The sequence below is a fragment of the Ruegeria sp. AD91A genome (genome assembly GCF_003443535.1).
Classification (GTDB): Bacteria; Pseudomonadota; Alphaproteobacteria; order Rhodobacterales; family Rhodobacteraceae; genus Ruegeria.
The window spans coordinates 2,584,048-2,600,085 of record NZ_CP031946.1; the positions used below are offsets into that span (position 1 = coordinate 2,584,048).

14 protein-coding genes, 1 tRNA gene and 1 pseudogene are annotated in these 16,038 nt (G+C 52.8%); 10 read left to right on the forward strand and 6 right to left on the reverse strand.

Translation table 11 applies throughout. The annotated features are described in order from the left end of the window. Positions 1 to 186: 186 nt before the first annotated feature. The 6 genes from gntH to D1823_RS12980 all read left to right on the forward strand — a co-directional run bounded on the left by gntH (position 187) and on the right by D1823_RS12980 (position 8,244). A complete protein-coding gene (gene gntH, locus D1823_RS12955; protein WP_254683731.1) occupies positions 187 to 1,764 on the forward strand; it encodes a guanitoxin biosynthesis MBL fold metallo-hydrolase GntH in 1,578 nt (525 codons plus the stop codon). Positions 1,765 to 1,846: 82 nt separating this feature from the next. Next, positions 1,847 to 2,956: an HlyD family secretion protein gene (locus D1823_RS12960; RefSeq protein WP_117870644.1), complete on the forward strand. Its 1,110-nt coding sequence runs from the start codon at positions 1,847 to 1,849 to the stop codon at positions 2,954 to 2,956. A 29-nt stretch (positions 2,957 to 2,985) separates the two neighbouring features. Next, entirely contained in the window at positions 2,986 to 3,672 is a 687-nt protein-coding gene (locus tag D1823_RS12965; RefSeq protein ID WP_117870646.1) for an ABC transporter ATP-binding protein, read from the forward strand. After that, entirely contained in the window at positions 3,672 to 5,162 is a 1,491-nt protein-coding gene (locus D1823_RS12970; protein WP_117870648.1) for an FtsX-like permease family protein, read from the forward strand. Before D1823_RS12965 ends, D1823_RS12970 begins: the two co-directional genes overlap by 1 nt. 18 nt (positions 5,163 to 5,180) lie before the next feature. Next, a complete protein-coding gene (locus tag D1823_RS12975) occupies positions 5,181 to 5,834 on the forward strand; it encodes a DUF3299 domain-containing protein (protein ID WP_117870650.1) in 654 nt (217 codons plus the stop codon). A gap of 514 nt (positions 5,835 to 6,348) precedes the next feature. Continuing rightward, a complete protein-coding gene (locus D1823_RS12980) occupies positions 6,349 to 8,244 on the forward strand; it encodes a DUF3604 domain-containing protein (RefSeq protein WP_205511996.1) in 1,896 nt (631 codons plus the stop codon). Between the two features lie 215 nt (positions 8,245 to 8,459). Here the strand turns inward: D1823_RS12980 and D1823_RS21930 are convergent, their stop codons facing one another. From D1823_RS21930 to D1823_RS12990, 3 genes are all read right to left on the reverse strand, one after another. Next, complete coding sequence (locus tag D1823_RS21930) at positions 8,460 to 8,648, reverse strand: hypothetical protein (RefSeq protein ID WP_162896718.1); 189 nt, start codon at positions 8,646 to 8,648, stop codon at positions 8,460 to 8,462. 174 nt (positions 8,649 to 8,822) lie between these two features. Continuing rightward, a complete protein-coding gene (locus tag D1823_RS12985) occupies positions 8,823 to 9,233 on the reverse strand; it encodes an Arm DNA-binding domain-containing protein (protein ID WP_254683732.1) in 411 nt (136 codons plus the stop codon). Between the two features lie 146 nt (positions 9,234 to 9,379). Next, positions 9,380 to 9,469: transfer RNA gene (locus tag D1823_RS12990), tRNA-Ser, on the reverse strand. A gap of 893 nt (positions 9,470 to 10,362) precedes the next feature. Between D1823_RS12990 and D1823_RS12995 the strand changes: the two genes are divergently transcribed. The 4 genes from D1823_RS12995 to D1823_RS13010 all read left to right on the forward strand — a co-directional run bounded on the left by D1823_RS12995 (position 10,363) and on the right by D1823_RS13010 (position 13,955). Then, positions 10,363 to 10,632: a potassium channel family protein gene (locus D1823_RS12995; RefSeq protein ID WP_234416729.1), complete on the forward strand. Its 270-nt coding sequence runs from the start codon at positions 10,363 to 10,365 to the stop codon at positions 10,630 to 10,632. A 176-nt stretch (positions 10,633 to 10,808) separates the two neighbouring features. Continuing rightward, a complete protein-coding gene (locus D1823_RS13000) occupies positions 10,809 to 11,888 on the forward strand; it encodes an AI-2E family transporter (RefSeq protein WP_117870656.1) in 1,080 nt (359 codons plus the stop codon). Next, positions 11,885 to 12,949, forward strand: a complete 1,065-nt coding sequence (locus D1823_RS13005; protein ID WP_117870659.1) for an HlyD family secretion protein — start codon at positions 11,885 to 11,887, stop codon at positions 12,947 to 12,949. The genes D1823_RS13000 and D1823_RS13005 overlap by 4 nt, the downstream gene beginning before the upstream one ends. After that, positions 12,939 to 13,955 (forward strand): DUF2955 domain-containing protein, encoded by a 1,017-nt coding sequence (locus D1823_RS13010; protein ID WP_117870661.1) that lies wholly within the window; start codon positions 12,939 to 12,941, stop codon positions 13,953 to 13,955. The genes D1823_RS13005 and D1823_RS13010 overlap by 11 nt, the downstream gene beginning before the upstream one ends. 9 nt (positions 13,956 to 13,964) lie before the next feature. Here the strand turns inward: D1823_RS13010 and D1823_RS13015 are convergent. From D1823_RS13015 to D1823_RS13025, 3 genes and pseudogenes are all read right to left on the reverse strand, one after another. Then, positions 13,965 to 14,135 (reverse strand): annotated as a pseudogene (locus D1823_RS13015) (IS5/IS1182 family transposase); the annotation flags it as partial. A gap of 342 nt (positions 14,136 to 14,477) precedes the next feature. Next, positions 14,478 to 15,227 (reverse strand): peptidase, encoded by a 750-nt coding sequence (locus D1823_RS13020; RefSeq protein WP_117870663.1) that lies wholly within the window; start codon positions 15,225 to 15,227, stop codon positions 14,478 to 14,480. Between the two features lie 11 nt (positions 15,228 to 15,238). Beyond that, on the reverse strand, positions 15,239 to 16,036 hold the full coding sequence (locus D1823_RS13025; RefSeq protein WP_117870665.1) for a transglutaminase family protein: 798 nt from the start codon (positions 16,034 to 16,036) through the stop codon (positions 15,239 to 15,241). Positions 16,037 to 16,038 lie beyond the last annotated feature (2 nt).

Here is a 16,038-nt window from a genome sequence, read left to right on the forward strand (position 1 = left end):
CAGACGTCAGTTTACTAGAACTCACTTTCCCTGACCAAATCAACCGCATCCGCCACATACGAAAGACTCATCATGGATTTGAGACGCTTTGCCAGGATTTCGAGCTGCTCTCGGCCGAGTTGGAGAGACCGGAGAAGGTCAATAATACAACTCCAGCATATCTGATCGATCCCGTCACGGAAAGCCTTGACGGCCTGGCTGAAGAAATCGCTGAACATCTTTCTTGGGTCATCCAATCAGAAATCGTCCCGAAATCAATTTCAGAAGTGGCTCCCATATTCACAAAGGCTCGAACAAAGGACTGAAAATATGCTGCAAGACAGATGCAATAAATCGATTAATTCACTCGGCGCACTCGCCGCCGCAGCGACATTGTTCGCCACTAGTGCGCTCGGTCAGGCTCCTCCAGTAAAGGAGCCCTCATCCCGAGAAGATATTGAGGCTGCACTGACCGGCGGCGTCCCCATGGGGCGTTGGAAAGAAGGTCTGACCTTTGAGGGCATCTCTCCACAACCGTGGTTGAAAAGCGCGGCAAACTGGTTCCCGCGCACAGAAGATGTACAGCCCAATGAGATGAGAATTATCTTCATGGGATCTGCCCCGTTCATTCGCCCTGGGCAAATGAACACGGCGATTCTTGTTGAGCTGGGCAACGGTAAGATTTTCATGTTCGACATTGGTGAAGGCTCACCTGCAAACATCATTGCCAGCGGATATGCACTGAATGAAATCACTGATGTTTTTATTACGCACCTGCACGTAGACCACTTTGGTGGGTTGCCGTACCTGTGGATGTTCGGAACTTGGGCAGGTGGATGGCACGAGCAGTTGACGGTCCATGGCCCATCCGGCCGCACCAAAGAGTACGGCACTGCAACGATGGTAGAAGGCATGAAAATGATGACCGGATGGCACCGGGACGCGTTCAGTGTCTTTCCCGTTGGCAAAGGTTGGGACATCGAAGTCAACGAATTTGATTTCCGTGACAATGGTGGCGTGATCTATGACGAAGACGGGGTCAAAGTCACACATTGGCAAAGAAGCCATGCCAAAGACGGTGCGTCGGGATACCGGATGGACTGGAATGGCATGTGCTTTATCTGGACAGGTGACGGTCGACCCAACATGATCGACATTCCTTTTGCCAAAGGCTGTGATGTCTTCGTCACGGAACAGCAGCAGGAAATCATCGAAATCTCCTCTGGAGTTCAAGGCGTGCCGCCCTTCCTCGGGCGTTATACCGTCGATACCCATCATACGCCCAGCTACGCTGCCGGCTACATTGCCAATCTGGTACAACCCAGGCTTCTGATGAACACTCACATGAGCTATGACCCATATCAGATCGAGGAAACCGTAGCGGAGATCCGAGAGCACTGGAAAGGCCCCTATCACTTTGGAGCGCCTGACGGGATCGTTGTGAACGTCACCAAAGATCAGATATGGGTTCGCGAAGGCATATTGCCCGAGTTTCCAAACTCAAGAGCGCCGCAGTTTGACTTTAGCAATGGTCAGTTGATCGTGCCCAAGCCGCCGCATCAGCGTGAAGACATTCAAGAACCCTACGTGCGAGATATGGAGATCGATCCTAAGCTGTACTATCCCGAAGGATATCATCCTGAATTGCTGACCGAGTGGCCAGTTGATGACGATCTTGTTGTTCCTCTGGATGCGCTTCCCGAAAATCTGAAGGAAAGTATGGGCGCGGCGTGGCGCCATCGTGAAGCCAACCGCAAAGTGTTGGAAGAGCAAAACGACAATTAAGTCATCATGACAAACAGGGCGATCACTCGTAAGCTCGGGTGGTCGTTCAAACTTTCCGGAAACATCACGAAGGAATGAAGTCTTGTTAATAGTACTCGGCCTCTACTTTGGAATAGTCTGGTTGGTCTTTTCCAAGTTTCACCTTCTCCCCTGGAATGGGTTCTGGAAAACTCTGGTTTACGGTGTAGCTGCTGTTATCGCTCTGGTGGTCATCGGTGCGCTGAACCACACAACTCCGACTGGCCCGGTATCCATTCAGGGTGTTTCAACGAATATTGCTCCGAATGTGGCCGGCACGGTTACAGAAGTCATTGTCGAGCCAAACCAGGAAGTCGCAAAAGGCGAGCCTCTGTTTCGAATAGATAATGAGGTGTATAAAGCCGAGGTCTCTCGGCTCGAAGCCGTCTTGGAAACTGCAAAGTCATCTGCCGATCAACTGGTATCAGATTTATCAGCTGCCGAGGCCGAGATTGAATCCTTGACTGCTCAGCTGACTTTCGGAATTCAGCGTCGTGATGACATCATCCGTTTGGAAGAACGCGGGGCATCAACCACGTTCCAACTGCAAGAGGCTGTCTCAACCATCGACCAGTTGACCGCGAATATCCGCGCAGCCGAAGCCCGGAAGACAAGCCTTGAGCGGCGTATCGCCGCGAAGATCGACGGGCGTGACGCAGGTGTTGTGGAGGCTGAACAGACGCTTGCGCAAGCTATTTGGGATTTAGAGCAAACAGTTGTGAAAGCTCCGGGAAACGGCGTTGTTACGGCTGTTTCACTCCGACCAGGTAACCGCGCCACTCCGCTACAAGGAGCAATTACTTTTGTCGAACCTGGAGACTATGCAATAATTGCTACTCTTCCCCAATCCAGTCGAGCCAATGTTTCGGTCGGTGACGAAATCCGGCTTGCATTTAGAACGGAACCCGGTGGAGAAATTACCGGCCGTATTTCAGATTTTCCGGTCGGAACTGTCGAAGGTACTGTTGATCTAAGATCAGGTCTTCCCTCATTGCGGGAACTAGCTGGGATATCCAGCTACATCGTTTTGGTTGAACTAGCTGCAGATGCAGACAGTAATTCATTGCAATTTGGAACGTCAGGAACAGCTTTGGTCAAGACAGACAAAGCCGGAGCCATTGGTGTTTTGGCAGAGATCCTTTTCTGGATCACCAAAAAGCTCAATTATCTTTGAAAAACCTGACCAAAGCATCGGTGTCATCAATGAAAACTGTCGAACTCAAATCCTTGGTATTTCGGTGGCCCGGTCAACACGATCCGGTGCTCTCAGTCGATAACTTCGATCTTGAGGCCGGGGAAAGCGTGTTTATGAGAGGCCCCAGTGGCAGCGGAAAGACCACGTTGCTTTCGGCAATTGCCGGCGTGATCGATGTACCGCAAAGCGCGGTTCACGTTGCAGGTACGGATGTCGGGGCTTTGGCCGGAGGTGATCGTGACCGTTTTCGCGTGGATCATTTGGGGATTGTTTTCCAAGTCTTTAATCTTTTGCCTTGGCTCAGTGCGCTTGAAAACACGTTGCTGCCTTGCCGATTTTCAGCGCACCGTCGCAATCGATCGGGGCCAGCCCCCAAGGCTACTGCAACACGGTTGCTAAGTGAGCTGGGTCTTGAGGATGCTGAGCTGATCAATCGACCTGCCAGCGCCCTGAGTGTTGGGCAGCAACAACGAGTTGCGGCGGCGCGGGCTTTGATAGGGGCGCCCGAAGTTGTGTTGGCGGATGAACCTACCTCGGCTTTGGATGAGGAAGCGAAAGACACGTTTGTCCAGCTGTTGCTGAAAGAATGCAATGCATCAGGGGCGAGTTTGCTATTTGTGAGCCATGATCGCAGCCTGGAAAAACACTTCGATCGGAGCGTCGACCTGCCAAAGCTGAACGCGGGGAAAACGTGATGTTCAACCTTTGTTTGAAAAGCCTTCTCAATCGCCGCTTTATCGCTACGTTGACTGTTCTTAGCATTGCCTTGAGCGTGGCTTTAATTGTTGGGGTTGAACGACTGCGAACAGAGGCACGAGCGGGTTTTTCCAATTCTGCATCAGGTATCGACCTGATCATTGCGGCACGCGGAAACGATGTGCAGATCCTGATGGCAACGGTTTTTGGTGTCGGTACAACAGGCGCCGGTATCACCTGGGAAAGCTACGAGATGATCGAAGATCTGCCCCAGGTAAGCTGGACAGTGCCGATCATGATGGGTGACAACCATCGTGGATATCCAGTGATTGGCACGTCCAAGCATTACTTTGATCGTTTTCGTCACAGCGGCGGCCGACATCTGACCTTTTCTGAAGGACACTCTTTTTCGTCTGCAGATGGCGCAGTGATCGGTGCAGAAGTTGCACGGGTCTTTGAATATGGGCTCGGCACGGCGATTGTGAATGCCCATGGTTCGGGCGAAGTTGCCTTTGATGTCCACGACGAAGCGCCTTTCACAGTGACCGGCGTGCTGGGGCATACCGGGACGGCCGTTGACCGAATGGTTTTTGTCTCGCTCGAGGGTTTTGACGCCTTACACGAAGAACCTACATCAGAGGGTGCGGACCCGTTTGTTTTGGTCGATGCACCTGAAGTCGCCGAAGAACACGAAGACCATGACACCGAGCATTCCCATAATGAAGACCACGCAGCCAGCGAATTTGCGAACAGGCATGCGGATCACGGCGAAGAACACGAAGACCATAGCCATGTGGAGTTAGACGAGCCTGACGAGCACGAAGAAGGGCATCAGGAATATGACGACAGTCATGCCCACGAAAGCGACCATGAAGACGAGGCGGAAGCTGTCAGGACTTCTGGCGGGCACGATCACGGTGGCCATGATCATGAACCGGAGGCCATCAACGCGATTTTTGCCGGGCTTGAGGAGAAGACAGCGGTGCTTTCAGTTCAACGGCAACTGGCAGACCATCGCGACGAGGCACTGACTGCTGTTCTTCCTAATGTTGCGCTGTTGCAGCTTTGGTCGATTACCAGTACGGCCGAGACCGCGCTGCGTCTGATGGCAGGCGCTGTGGCAGTGGCTGGAATGATCGGCATGGTGGTCATGTTGTCTGCTTCGCTCGACAACCGGCGGCGTGAATTTGCGATCCTTCGATCCGTGGGCGCAACACCAGCCGGCGTCTTTTCCCTGATCTTGCTTGAAGCCGTTTTATTGTTGTCGGCCGGCATCGTGCTTGGAGTAATCGCGCTCAGCGCTCTCACGCTCGTGATAGATCCGATTCTTGCCGCAAATTTTGGGCTCCGCATCGGTGTTGACCTGCCGAGTTTTCGCGAGGTTCTTCTCATAGCCCTCGTTTTCTGCTCTGGTCTTCTTGCCAGTATTGTACCTGCGTTAAGGGTGTACCGTATGACGCTATCAGACGGACTGTCGGTGCGGCTTTGAATAAGAGGATCCGCTGAAATGAAGACCATTGCGCATTTTCTGAATATCTTATTCGCCCTTGCGATTGCGGGGCCTCTTCTTGCAGCGGATCCGCGCAACATAAGTTGGCAGGATCTCCTTCCTGAAGAGCGGCCCTACCACGATCCTTTTGCCACCCTAGAATATTCTCAGGTCAATGCGTTGGCCATGCTTTATCGGATTGAGGTTCTGCATGCGGACACTGCGGATGACAAGAAGCGCGCCGAAGCGGTTCAGATCCGCGAAGACCTCGTATCTCAAGGTCTTGATCCAGATTGGTTGTTTGAACAACGCGAAATTGTGATGAACCAACGGTTGATTGCCGCGCGCGAACCGAACCTTGACCTTTTGGGGGAGAACGTGCGCCTTCCCGGCTATCTCCTTCCCCTGGATATTGTTGACCAGAAGGCGGTCGAATTCCTTCTGGTTCCGACAGTTGGAGCCTGCATTCACACACCACCACCTCCAGCCAATCAGATGGTCTATGTGCGATACGAACAAGGCTTCGAAATCGACGAGTTGTATAAGCCAGTCTGGATAAGCGGGGAAATGCAGGCACTGAGCAGGTCCCAGTCACTCAATTACGTGGACGGCCAGGCCAACATCGAAACCTCATATGCGATGGATGCGCTGTCGGTAGAAATCTATGACTGATCAGTCAGACTAGAGGTCCGTTCTATGGCTTCACCGGGATACATCTTTGCACCGCACCCCTGTATCAGGATCTTTGGTTCGTGCAGATGTGACGCTGCAAATCTCTCCTGAAGCTCCTTGATGATCAATACGGCGATTTTTTTGTCACGAACCGCCATTTTGTGACCTCACCAATCCGCGCGCATGGGTTTCACAAGTACACCCGGCAACCCTCGCTGGTTAATCTGCTTATCATAAGTAGCGAGAACTCTTTTTCATTGCTCTTGATCGATCATGTTGTCTCTTTGACTTATTGATCAGAGTTCTTAATCGAATCGCATACCGCGCTTGTAAGCCGCCTTTCGTGCGTGTCGCGGCATCCGTTAGTTTGGGCTCAATGCGGTCGTTCGCTGCAACTTGCTTGAACGTGTACTTTGCGGACTTAGCAAACCTTCGAACTAAGTCGGAAAAAATTCCGGAGCAGAGTTGTGCTATGGTGCCTTAAATTAGGGAGGAAAAATTGTTTCGCTATGTTTTGCCAGCAGCTCTCATTCTGGGGAGCCCAGTCTTAGCTCAGGATGCAATAAATCCGTCGGGCCTTTCCGGTCCTTCCGGTCGACCTTATTCACCTTACGCCGAACGCGCATATCCAACACAAGTCTATTTTGGTGACACTCACGTTCATACTGGGCTTTCCGGCGATGCTGGTGGAGGCGGTACGCGCCTCATGCCGCGTGATGCCTATCGGTTTGCGCGTGGCGAAGAAGTTGTGTCGAACACGGGGCAACCTGTAAAATTGTCGATGCCTCTCGATTTCTTCATGATTACAGATCATTCGGATGCGATGGGTGCTATCACCGACATCATCGGAGGTGCTCCCAACATCTTAGCAGATGAGCAAGGCAGATATTTCCATGAAGAATTCAACAAAGGTGGAGAAGCCGCTCTGGCGGCTGCGCTCGAGCTGACAGCGGCGTTTGCTCAAGGACAGGTTTCCCCTGCGCTGAACTATCAACCGGGCAACCCCGCGTATGCCCGTGTTTGGGGCGATATTATCGATGCCGCGGAAGAGTACAATGATCCCGGCGTGTTCAGTACCTTTATCGCCTATGAATGGACATCTCTTGTTGCAGGGAACAATTTGCACCGAAATGTGATCTTTCGCGACGGCCCTGAGCTCACAAGACAAATACTGCCTTACACAACAACGCCACCGGTGGGCTCACCTAACCCTCGTGATCTTTGGAAGTGGTTGGAGAACTATGAGCAAACGACAGGCGGGCGTGTGCTTGCTATTCCACATAACGGGAACTTGTCTAACGGCTGGATGTTCCCGTTAGTCGATGACTTCGCGGATGGGGTGCCGTTAGATCCCGCATACGCAGAAGCGCGAAACAAATGGGAAAGACTATATGAACCAACTCAGATTAAGGGAGATGGTGAGGCCCACCCGTTTCTATCACCTGACGATGAATTTGCTGACTTCGAAACATGGGATTACGGCAATCTGGATGCTTCGGTTCCGAAAGAGCCAGAAATGTTGCCCGGTGAATACGCTCGATCCGGATTACTTCGAGGCCTGTCTTTGGAAAAGACTTTGGGGGTGAATCCTTTCAAGTTTGGCTTGGGTGGGGCCAGTGACACACACACAGGTTTGACGACTCCAGACAACGACAATTTCTTCGGGAAATTCACCGGGTATGAGCCCAGCGAAGAGCGCAGCCAACATGTCAGCAAGACCTATGCTGACGGGACTGTTGCGCTGCTTTCATCGCAATACATTACTGGCGGTCTGACCGCAGTATGGGCGCAGGAGAATTCCCGAGAAGCCATTTGGGATGCGATGCATCGGCGTGAAACCTACGCAACTACAGGACCTCGAATGCGCGTCCGTATGTTCGGAGGATATTCTTTTACCGAAGAAGATGCCTTGCGGCGCGACTTGGCGCTTGTGGGATACACCAAAGGTGTGCCGATGGGTGGTGATCTTGCCCCCGGGGAAGGCGCACCTTCCTTTCTGGTATATGCGCTTCGTGATCCGATGGGAGCAAACCTGGATCGAATCCAGATCATAAAGGGCTGGTTGGATGCAGATGGAGATCAACGGGAAAGGGTCTATGACGTGGCCTGGTCTGGTACCCGCGAACCAGATGCCGCTGGTAGGTTGTCATCCGTAGGCACCACAGTGGACCTTTCAATTCCCTCGTGGACCAACACAATTGGAGCCTCTGAGCTGGGAACCGTGTGGGAAGACCCGGATTTCGATCCTTCGGAAAGCGCATTCTATTATGCCCGGGTCATAGAAATTCCAACCCCTCGATGGACGGCGTATGATGCCGTCAAATTTGGAATACAAATGCCAGATAACGTCCCAATGACAGCACAGGAACGCGCGTACACTTCGCCGATTTGGTACTCGCCGCAACAGTAGTTCGATTTACAACGTCGGTCGGGTATGGGTTCACACCTGCTAATGATGTCAATCGCCAACGTCAGACTTTCTGTTGATGTGCCCTCGCCATTGCCGAATAGAGGCAGGGTGCAGAGTGCTTGTCGGGTCGTGCGCCCAGAGGGCAGGCAGCAAATGCCAAGAGCGGAACGATCCGGGTCGAGGTATTGCCGTCATTAAAATGCGATCACTCCGCTTCAGTGGACGAAGATGTGGCTCGCCTGAGAAGCGCAATGATGGCCGTTTTCGATGCCGGGTTGTGTCGCTAGGTATGTGTTCCTTCGTTGCTCCTTCGTTTCCAACAGCGAAACGAAGATCCGCTCCGGGCTCGAAGCGGCCATCGAAACAGTTCTGTCGAATGACTGCTTTTCCTTGGTACCGGTCATGCACGGTGACTCCATCCTGCCGCATCCGGCGCAGCAGCATCAGCATGGACATGTTCGACAAGGGATGATGCCGCTTTTGACCCTCGAACACATAGTCAGACGCCAGCGCACGCAGCGGCTCCAGTATGGCCAGCATTTCGTCGGTGAGGGGGACACGATGGACCTGCCCGCCTTTCATGCGATCCGCAGGTAGTCGCGCAAGGTGTTGAGCCATTGCTGACCGTGCTTTGCATTCTTCCATGTAGGCAGGCGGTCGATGTGGACCTGACGGCTGAGTTCTTCGAAGGTCGGGAATTCACGTTGAGCGTTGAATCGAGGGTTCAACCCTGCTTTCGCCATACGCCTGTATTCCAGTGCCCTCTCGCGGGCCTGAATCAGTGTGACGACGTCAGCGCCGCCCAATCCAAAATCTGTGCGCAGCGGCGCGCCCTTGCGGTTCTTCTGTCCCTTGACTGTTACGCGGACGACCCAGCGTCGCGCACCCGAGGGATCGACAACAAGGTACAGGCCAGAACCGTCGCCATGCCGACCCGGGCCAAGATTCTCTACCAGCTTCTTTGTCTGCTTCCCGCTGAGCGCAGCCATGAAATACCACAATATATACCACTCAATGAAATACACTAAGAGCAACTTAGTAAAACTCAAGATGATACTATGAGATGGTAAATACCGATTATTTATATATTTACAGCATGTTAAACACGCCATGCCAATTCACTGAAATGGGTTGATGGCGGAGACGAAGGGATTCGAACCCTCGAGACCCTTCCGGGCCTACTCCCTTAGCAGGGGAGCGCCTTCGACCACTCGGCCACGTCTCCGTCGACGGGTATATCCGTGCAAGCGACGGAAATACAAGGCCGTTTCTACATTGTTTGGCTTTTTTTAACGACTCGCTCGAAGTCATTGAAAAAGCGCAGAATAGCTGCGTCTTCCACCGGTTTTGGGTCAGATTTGATTAACGCATTTCAAGCCCCAACATTCAGCAATATTCATAGAATCGCGTTTCCCAAGGGGTCGGATGGGCTTTGTTGCACAAATCCGTTGTCGGGCAGACTTCCCCTTTGCCCGGACGGACTTACCCCCCGGACGGACTAATCCTACGGGCTCTCTGACGGGTGTGCCAAAAGCGGTTTAGTGGTTCAGGACCCCAACGCCTGCCCGGATTTCCACGACCTGTCAGTCGCAGGTGCGAGCCATGAGTGACTGAACACGAAGTTTCACGCAGTTCGTCTTGCTCTCGACATGGATCCAGCGGTGATATCCGCTCCTTCGCCGCCACAGGGCCCGGCCCAGGTATCGCGATGCGTTGACTGCTTCGTTCCGGGCTATTGCCTCTGCGCTGGTTGTTTCAGAGTTTGGTGTTCTCACGCGGCGGGATGACCGCATGGATATAACGGGCAGTGAACGCGCGGCTTGCCGGGAAACTTGGGCAACGGGTTCAAGACGCGCCATCTAGGCGTCGGCCGCCCCCAAGAGATCAGACGTGTTTATCGCTCGTTATCGAACGTGAGTTACTCTGCCAAACGGAAATCAAGGGGTCAGGACCCTTTGGCGGGTCGACGCATCCTTCAACCGACAGGCAGCCGGTTTCCCTGGATTCTCCACATTCATCCAATAACTGTTATATGTGAATTCATCAAACAATGAGGACATGATGAACTCACTAACCAGAATAACACGAGGGATAGGCGTCGCCCTCAAGGACGGCAGAGTGAAAGGCATTCTTGCATTCACGGTTGGAATGATTTTATGGGCCTCGGTCTTTTACCACTTTGTCGAAGGTTGGAGTTGGCTCGACTCAATCTACTTTTCTGTCGTGACAATTTCGACCGTGGGGTTTGGTGACTTCTCACCTGAAACCGCGGCAGGGAAGATCTTCACAATGATTTACATCGTCGTGGGCCTCGGTGTCTTCGTAACCGCGGCGACCACAGTGGCGGATACAATCTTGTCCCAGGACGACAAAAAAGCGGACAAGTAGATTATCCCAGTTTGGCCAAATCGAGTTCATGCCCAGGCATTGGTTTGACTGGGACCCTCAAGCCGTGGCCCGGATTCATTTGTGTCTTCAAGCTGATAGATGATCACCAAAATTCAAAAAAATATACATATTATGTTTTTTGAGTGTAACATTCGAAAAACACATGGAGGGATGGAATGGAAAAGACTCAGGACGCGAAGATTGTCGATCTGGCAATACGATTGCTCTTTCTCGGACTGTTCCTCTACAGCGCCTTGATCATGGTCGCCCCGCTTGCAAGCGTGGTTATCTGGGCAACGATCCTTTGCGTTGCGCTGTACCCGGCATTTGATTGGCTGCAATCCAAGTTGGGAGGGCGGAAGAAGCTTGCGGCGGCGATCTTGGTTTTGGTGGGTCTTGTTTTGACCTTGGGGCCGGTTGCTACGGCGATATCCGGTGCTGCAGAACTTGGGTCTGAATTCGCGGAACAAGCAGACAAGGGTGAGTTGAAAGTCCCGCCTGCGCCCGAGGGCCTTAAGGAACTGCCATTGGTTGGAGACAAAATTTCCGATGTTTGGGGTATGTTCGAGCGGAATCTGGACGGCGCGCTTGCAAAATACGGCGCGCAAATCCTTGAGATCACAAAATCGCTCTTCGGAAAGGTGTTGGGCATCGGAATCGGGCTTCTTGGCTTGGCCCTGTCCGTATTGATTATGGGGGCGTTGTTCAGCCCCGGGCCAAATTTGGTCCAAGGTCTCCAACGCTTTGCAAACCGTGTTTTCGCACCGCGCGGCGGTGAATTCGTAACACTGGCAGGTGCAACAATTCGGAACGTGACAAAAGGCGTGATCGGCGTAGCAGCCATTCAGGCGGTCTTCGTTTGGATACTGCTGGCTTTGTTCGGAATTTCTTCGGCCGCCACGCTGGCATTTATCTGCCTGATACTCTCGATCATCCAAATCGGGCCCGGATTGGTTCTTATACCGGTTATTATCTACGCATGGAGTTCCATGTCCGGCGGAACTGCTTTGATATTCACCATATTGGCCGTGCCCGTCACAATAATGGACAGCTTCCTAAGACCCGTGTTCATCTCAAAAGGCCTTGAGACTCCCATGTTGGTCATCCTCATCGGTGTTCTCGGAGGTATGATGGCGTACGGTTTGATCGGCGTCTTTATGGGGCCGGTACTCTTTGCTGTGTTCTATGAGCTGTTCAAGGTTTGGATTGATACCTCGCCCGAAGCCGAGGGTGCTTCTGAAGGTGCGGCGAAATGAGGAAGACGATCTGGACAACCCTGGCTGTCATTCTGATTTTTCTTGTCTGGTACCTGGTCGCTGATCGGAAAACGCCATTTACCGGGAACGCCAGAGTAAAAGCTGTGGCGACCCAGATCGTCCCGCAGGTGACAGGCACTGTTACTGACGTACTGGTCGAAAATGGCCAGATAGTCTCGGCCGGAGATGTCCTTGTCCGGATCGACCCCCGACCCTATGAAATTCAACGCGACAAGGCGGAAGCTGACCTCGAAGCTGCCACGCAGGAAGTGGGTGCATCCTCGGCAGAGGTAAGAGCTGCACAAGCCAAACTGGCAAGGGCGCAGAGTGATCTGGATACGATGCGCATTCAAACGGAACGCGTTTTTGCGCTTGAAAAGAAAGGGTTGATTGCCGTCTCAAAGGCCGATGATGCACGAGGTCAACTTGCAGAGTCTGAGGCAAACTACGAGAACGCAAAGGCAGATCTGGAAAAAGCAAAACAGAGGCTTGGTGACGACGGGATTGAAAACCCGAAAATCCAGCGCGCGTTGGCTGCATTGGCGGATGCGGAACTGAACCTTGAATGGACCGAACTACGCGCTCCGGCGACGGGCGTCATATCCAATCTGCTGATAGCGCCAGGGACGTATGCGCGATCCGGTCAGGATCTATTGACGTTTCTGGACGCAACTGACGTCTGGATCGAGGCGTATTTTACCGAGAACAACCTTGGAAGAGCCTCCATAGGGTCTCCGGTTGATGTCGTGTTGGACATGCATCCCGGTAAAATCGTTTCGGGGGTCATCGAGAGCTTTAGTGCGGCCGTTTCCTTAAGTGGCGGTGATGAGCCCGGGCAATTGGCGAGCCCGCCAAGCACCAAAGGGTTTTTGCGAGAGCCTGAAAGGTTCCCGGTCCGGATTGTTTTGCCCGGTTACGAAGCTGGAAGCACAGAAGATGACCTTCGCTTTCAGCTCAACGGACAGGCCGATGTGATTATGTACCTAAGTGACAACACTTTGCTGAACCTCGTTGGTCGTACCTACATTCGCTTGGTTTCAATTCTGTCCTATGCGTACTGAGGACCAACGCTCTGTCACCCGGCTTGCACTGGGTGTAACTGGCGTGTTTTCCTTGGGCCTGTTTCTTGGCTGGCCACTCGCTGTTGTTGGCGCGGTGTTCACGGCCCTTTTTCTGCAAGCACCTGCCGCATTGCCTTTAGCAGCATTTGCCAAGCTTTTTGTCTTCTCTATTGGATTGATGTTCATTTCATTCCTATTGTCGTCGATCTTCTCGCCTTATCCACTCGTGTTTCTCATTCTCGTGGCAATTGGAATAATCCTGTCTTTCATGTGGTCGGTTTCCGGCGCCGGAGTTTTACCGGGTGTCATAGCTCTCATGGGGGCGTTGATGATCCCGAACCTGGTTCTGCAATCCCAGGATCTGGCCTTGGTGCTAGTGTATTGGATTCCGTTGAACCTGCTGTTTGCAGGCATGGTATCGACGCTGATGTTCGTACTGATACCTGCTGAACCTCAAACGGCAGCTCAAAAGAAAGCTGTATTGTCGCCGGACTTCGACCCACATCGTCGAATAGTCAGGATGTCGCTTGTCACCATTCCGTTTGCTATGGCGTTTTTTGTTTCCGGCGCGTCTGCTTTGCTGGTTCTGTTCTTTGTCGCGTTGCTGAGCCAGCAACTTGCGGCGATGCCTGCGGCCGGCAAGACAGTTGCAAAATCTATGCTGACGGCAAACCTCCTTGGGGCTGCGGTGTCTATCGTATGCTATGAAATAAACGTCATAGCTCCGGTTATTCTGACACCCATTCTGCTGTGTTTCTTCTTCTGTCTGTCACTCGGAGCGCTTGGAAAATCTCAAGCTCCGCTCGCCGCGGCAGCCGGTTCAGCTATTACAACGGCTCTGATCGTATATGGCGGGTCGGTTGCGCCGTTTTCAGACGAGGCTGACGTCAAGAGCATCACTCGGGTTATGCAAGTTGCCAGCGCCGCTATCTTTGTGATCATCGCATATGTCGTGGTGGATGAATTCTGGCCGGAAAAAAAGCGCCAGACAGCTCAATGCAGCTAGGGTCAGGATTCAAAACCAGCAGATGACGGTTGCTGAGATGAAGACCTTGGGACAACGCTCATGGCGTGCCGCCACGCGCCTCCAATCCCTGAGCTTGCCAAACAAAATCTCGATGCGATTTCGCCGCTTGTATCTGCGCTTGTCGTACTTGAACGGCGTCTTGCGTTGTTTTCGACCGGGATGCAGGCCCGTAGGTACTCTTTGGTATCTTTAGTTTGCTCCGTGGCGCAGCACCGTTGCAGCGCCGCATGAGGAGGCTCCAAGCGCAAGGAGCGCCCCTTGGAGCGCTAAGTGCTTGATATTTTACTGGTAATTTTGGTTGCGGGAGCAGGATTTGGCCTTTGCCGAACGTCTGTGGAACTTAGAATCTAGTAGGCCAATTTTACGCATGCCCTAGCTGCTTAAATTAATGACCGCGTTGGGACGGATGGCAGACCCAGAGTTGAAAAGCGCTGAAGATGTCTTGCGGATTGTCCCGCAATTGGCCCGCTTGTGCCGGAGGGCTGCGGACATAGCGGACTCTCAATCGTTTGATTTTCGCCCCGATCTGTATTCTGGAAGTTTGGCCAAGGCCGATTTCAGCGCGTCACCCCATCCATCGGAAACAATGCGAAAATACTGGTCGTCGGATTCGAATCTTGACCGCGTACCGCCGTCAAGGCTGTCTTCATCGTATAGAAGCAGGTCAAGCGGAGCCCCGACAGACAGATTGGCCTTAATCGTGGAGTCAAAACTGACAAGCAAGAGTTTTACGGTTTCTGAAAAACTCATTTCCGGATCATAGGCTCGCACCAAAATAGGGCGACCGTATTTCGTCTCACCAATCTGAAAGAACGGGGTGTCGGCGCCGGCCTCGATAAAGTTACCTTCGGGGTAGATCAGAAACAGGCGTGACGGGCCACCTTTGATTTGGCCGCCTAGAATGAGTGTCGCATGAAAAGCGCTGTCGGCTTGCTGACCAGTCCGGGCGTGCTCTTCAATGACATCGTTTAATGTTGCCGCGACCAGTTGCGCGACTTGAAACATTGTCGGTGCCTCTAAGATCGATGGTGAACGATCTGCAGGCGCTTTTGTTCGTTCTTCCAGAAGGCTTATCGTGGCCTGAGTAGTGGCCAGGTTTCCGGCCGTTAGGATTGTGATCGACCGGTCACCTTCGACTGTCCAGTTGAACATCTTGTTGAAGGTCGAAACATTGTCCACGCCTGCATTCGTGCGCGTATCGGACATGAATACCAGCCCGCGATTCAGCCGCATGCCCACAGCATAGGTCATCAAATTCTCCGTCACTGCTGTGCGACTTGCAACTGCACTGTCAATTGCTCGCCCGCTGCCCCAATTCTATTCCCTATTACCGGTGCGGCTTGGGCATAGTCCAGCCCGGTTGCGACGCGTACGTATCGATCGTCAGGTGAGATCCCATTTGAAACGTCAAACCCCACCCAGCCAAGCCCGTCCAAATGCACTTCGGCCCAGGCATGGGTCGCATCCTGAAGTTCCGTTTCGTTCATCATTAAGTAACCCGATACATAGCGTGCTGGCACTCCAATCTGTCGTGCGCATGTAATGAAGATATGCGCATGGTCCTGACACACACCGCCCCCAGCTTTGAGTGCATCTTCAGCGCTCCAGCCCGGGTGCGAACTTCCAATTTCGTAAGCGACCTGAGCTCGAATTGTTTCGGACAGAGCATGTATCTGTTCCAGCGGTTCACCTTTGGGCAACGCGCTTATCAGTTCGGCAACCCCTTTCCCCGGCGTTGTCTGCGGGGTGCCCCTTTTGAATAGCCACAAAGGCGTCGACCCTTCGTGGTGCCCCAAGACGCCATGGGTGTCTTCCACCTCGACAACGCCCTCAGAGATCAACGAGATACTTTGGGTGTTCGCGTCGAAACTGATCAACTCCACGGTGTTGCGGTGATAGTCTTCAAATGTCAGTTCTTTGCGCCCGCCGGTAATTTGGGTGCTCCAACTTACAATGTTCTGATTGCGGAATGACTTTGGTGTCTTCCTCAGTTGCTGCAGCCCGAATGGAACTGGCGCGTCGTAATCGTATCGTGTCTCATGTCGAATGTGCAGTTTCATTG

Bases quoted from the DNA above. Each gene is read 5' to 3' on its own strand.
- D1823_RS12965 (WP_117870646.1), top strand. From the start codon at position 2,986: ATGAAAACTGTCGAACTCAAATCCTTGGTATTTCGGTGGCCCGGTCAA.
- D1823_RS12970 (WP_117870648.1), top strand. From the start codon at position 3,672: ATGTTCAACCTTTGTTTGAAAAGCCTTCTCAATCGCCGCTTTATCGCT.
- D1823_RS12975 (WP_117870650.1), top strand. From the start codon at position 5,181: ATGAAGACCATTGCGCATTTTCTGAATATCTTATTCGCCCTTGCGATT.
- D1823_RS21930 (WP_162896718.1), bottom strand. From the start codon at position 8,648: ATGACCGGTACCAAGGAAAAGCAGTCATTCGACAGAACTGTTTCGATG.
- D1823_RS12985 (WP_254683732.1), bottom strand. From the start codon at position 9,233: ATGGCTGCGCTCAGCGGGAAGCAGACAAAGAAGCTGGTAGAGAATCTT.
- D1823_RS13000 (WP_117870656.1), top strand. From the start codon at position 10,809: ATGGAAAAGACTCAGGACGCGAAGATTGTCGATCTGGCAATACGATTG.
- D1823_RS13005 (WP_117870659.1), top strand. From the start codon at position 11,885: ATGAGGAAGACGATCTGGACAACCCTGGCTGTCATTCTGATTTTTCTT.
- D1823_RS13010 (WP_117870661.1), top strand. From the start codon at position 12,939: ATGCGTACTGAGGACCAACGCTCTGTCACCCGGCTTGCACTGGGTGTA.
- D1823_RS13020 (WP_117870663.1), bottom strand. From the start codon at position 15,227: ATGACCTATGCTGTGGGCATGCGGCTGAATCGCGGGCTGGTATTCATG.
- D1823_RS13025 (WP_117870665.1), bottom strand. From the start codon at position 16,036: ATGAAACTGCACATTCGACATGAGACACGATACGATTACGACGCGCCA.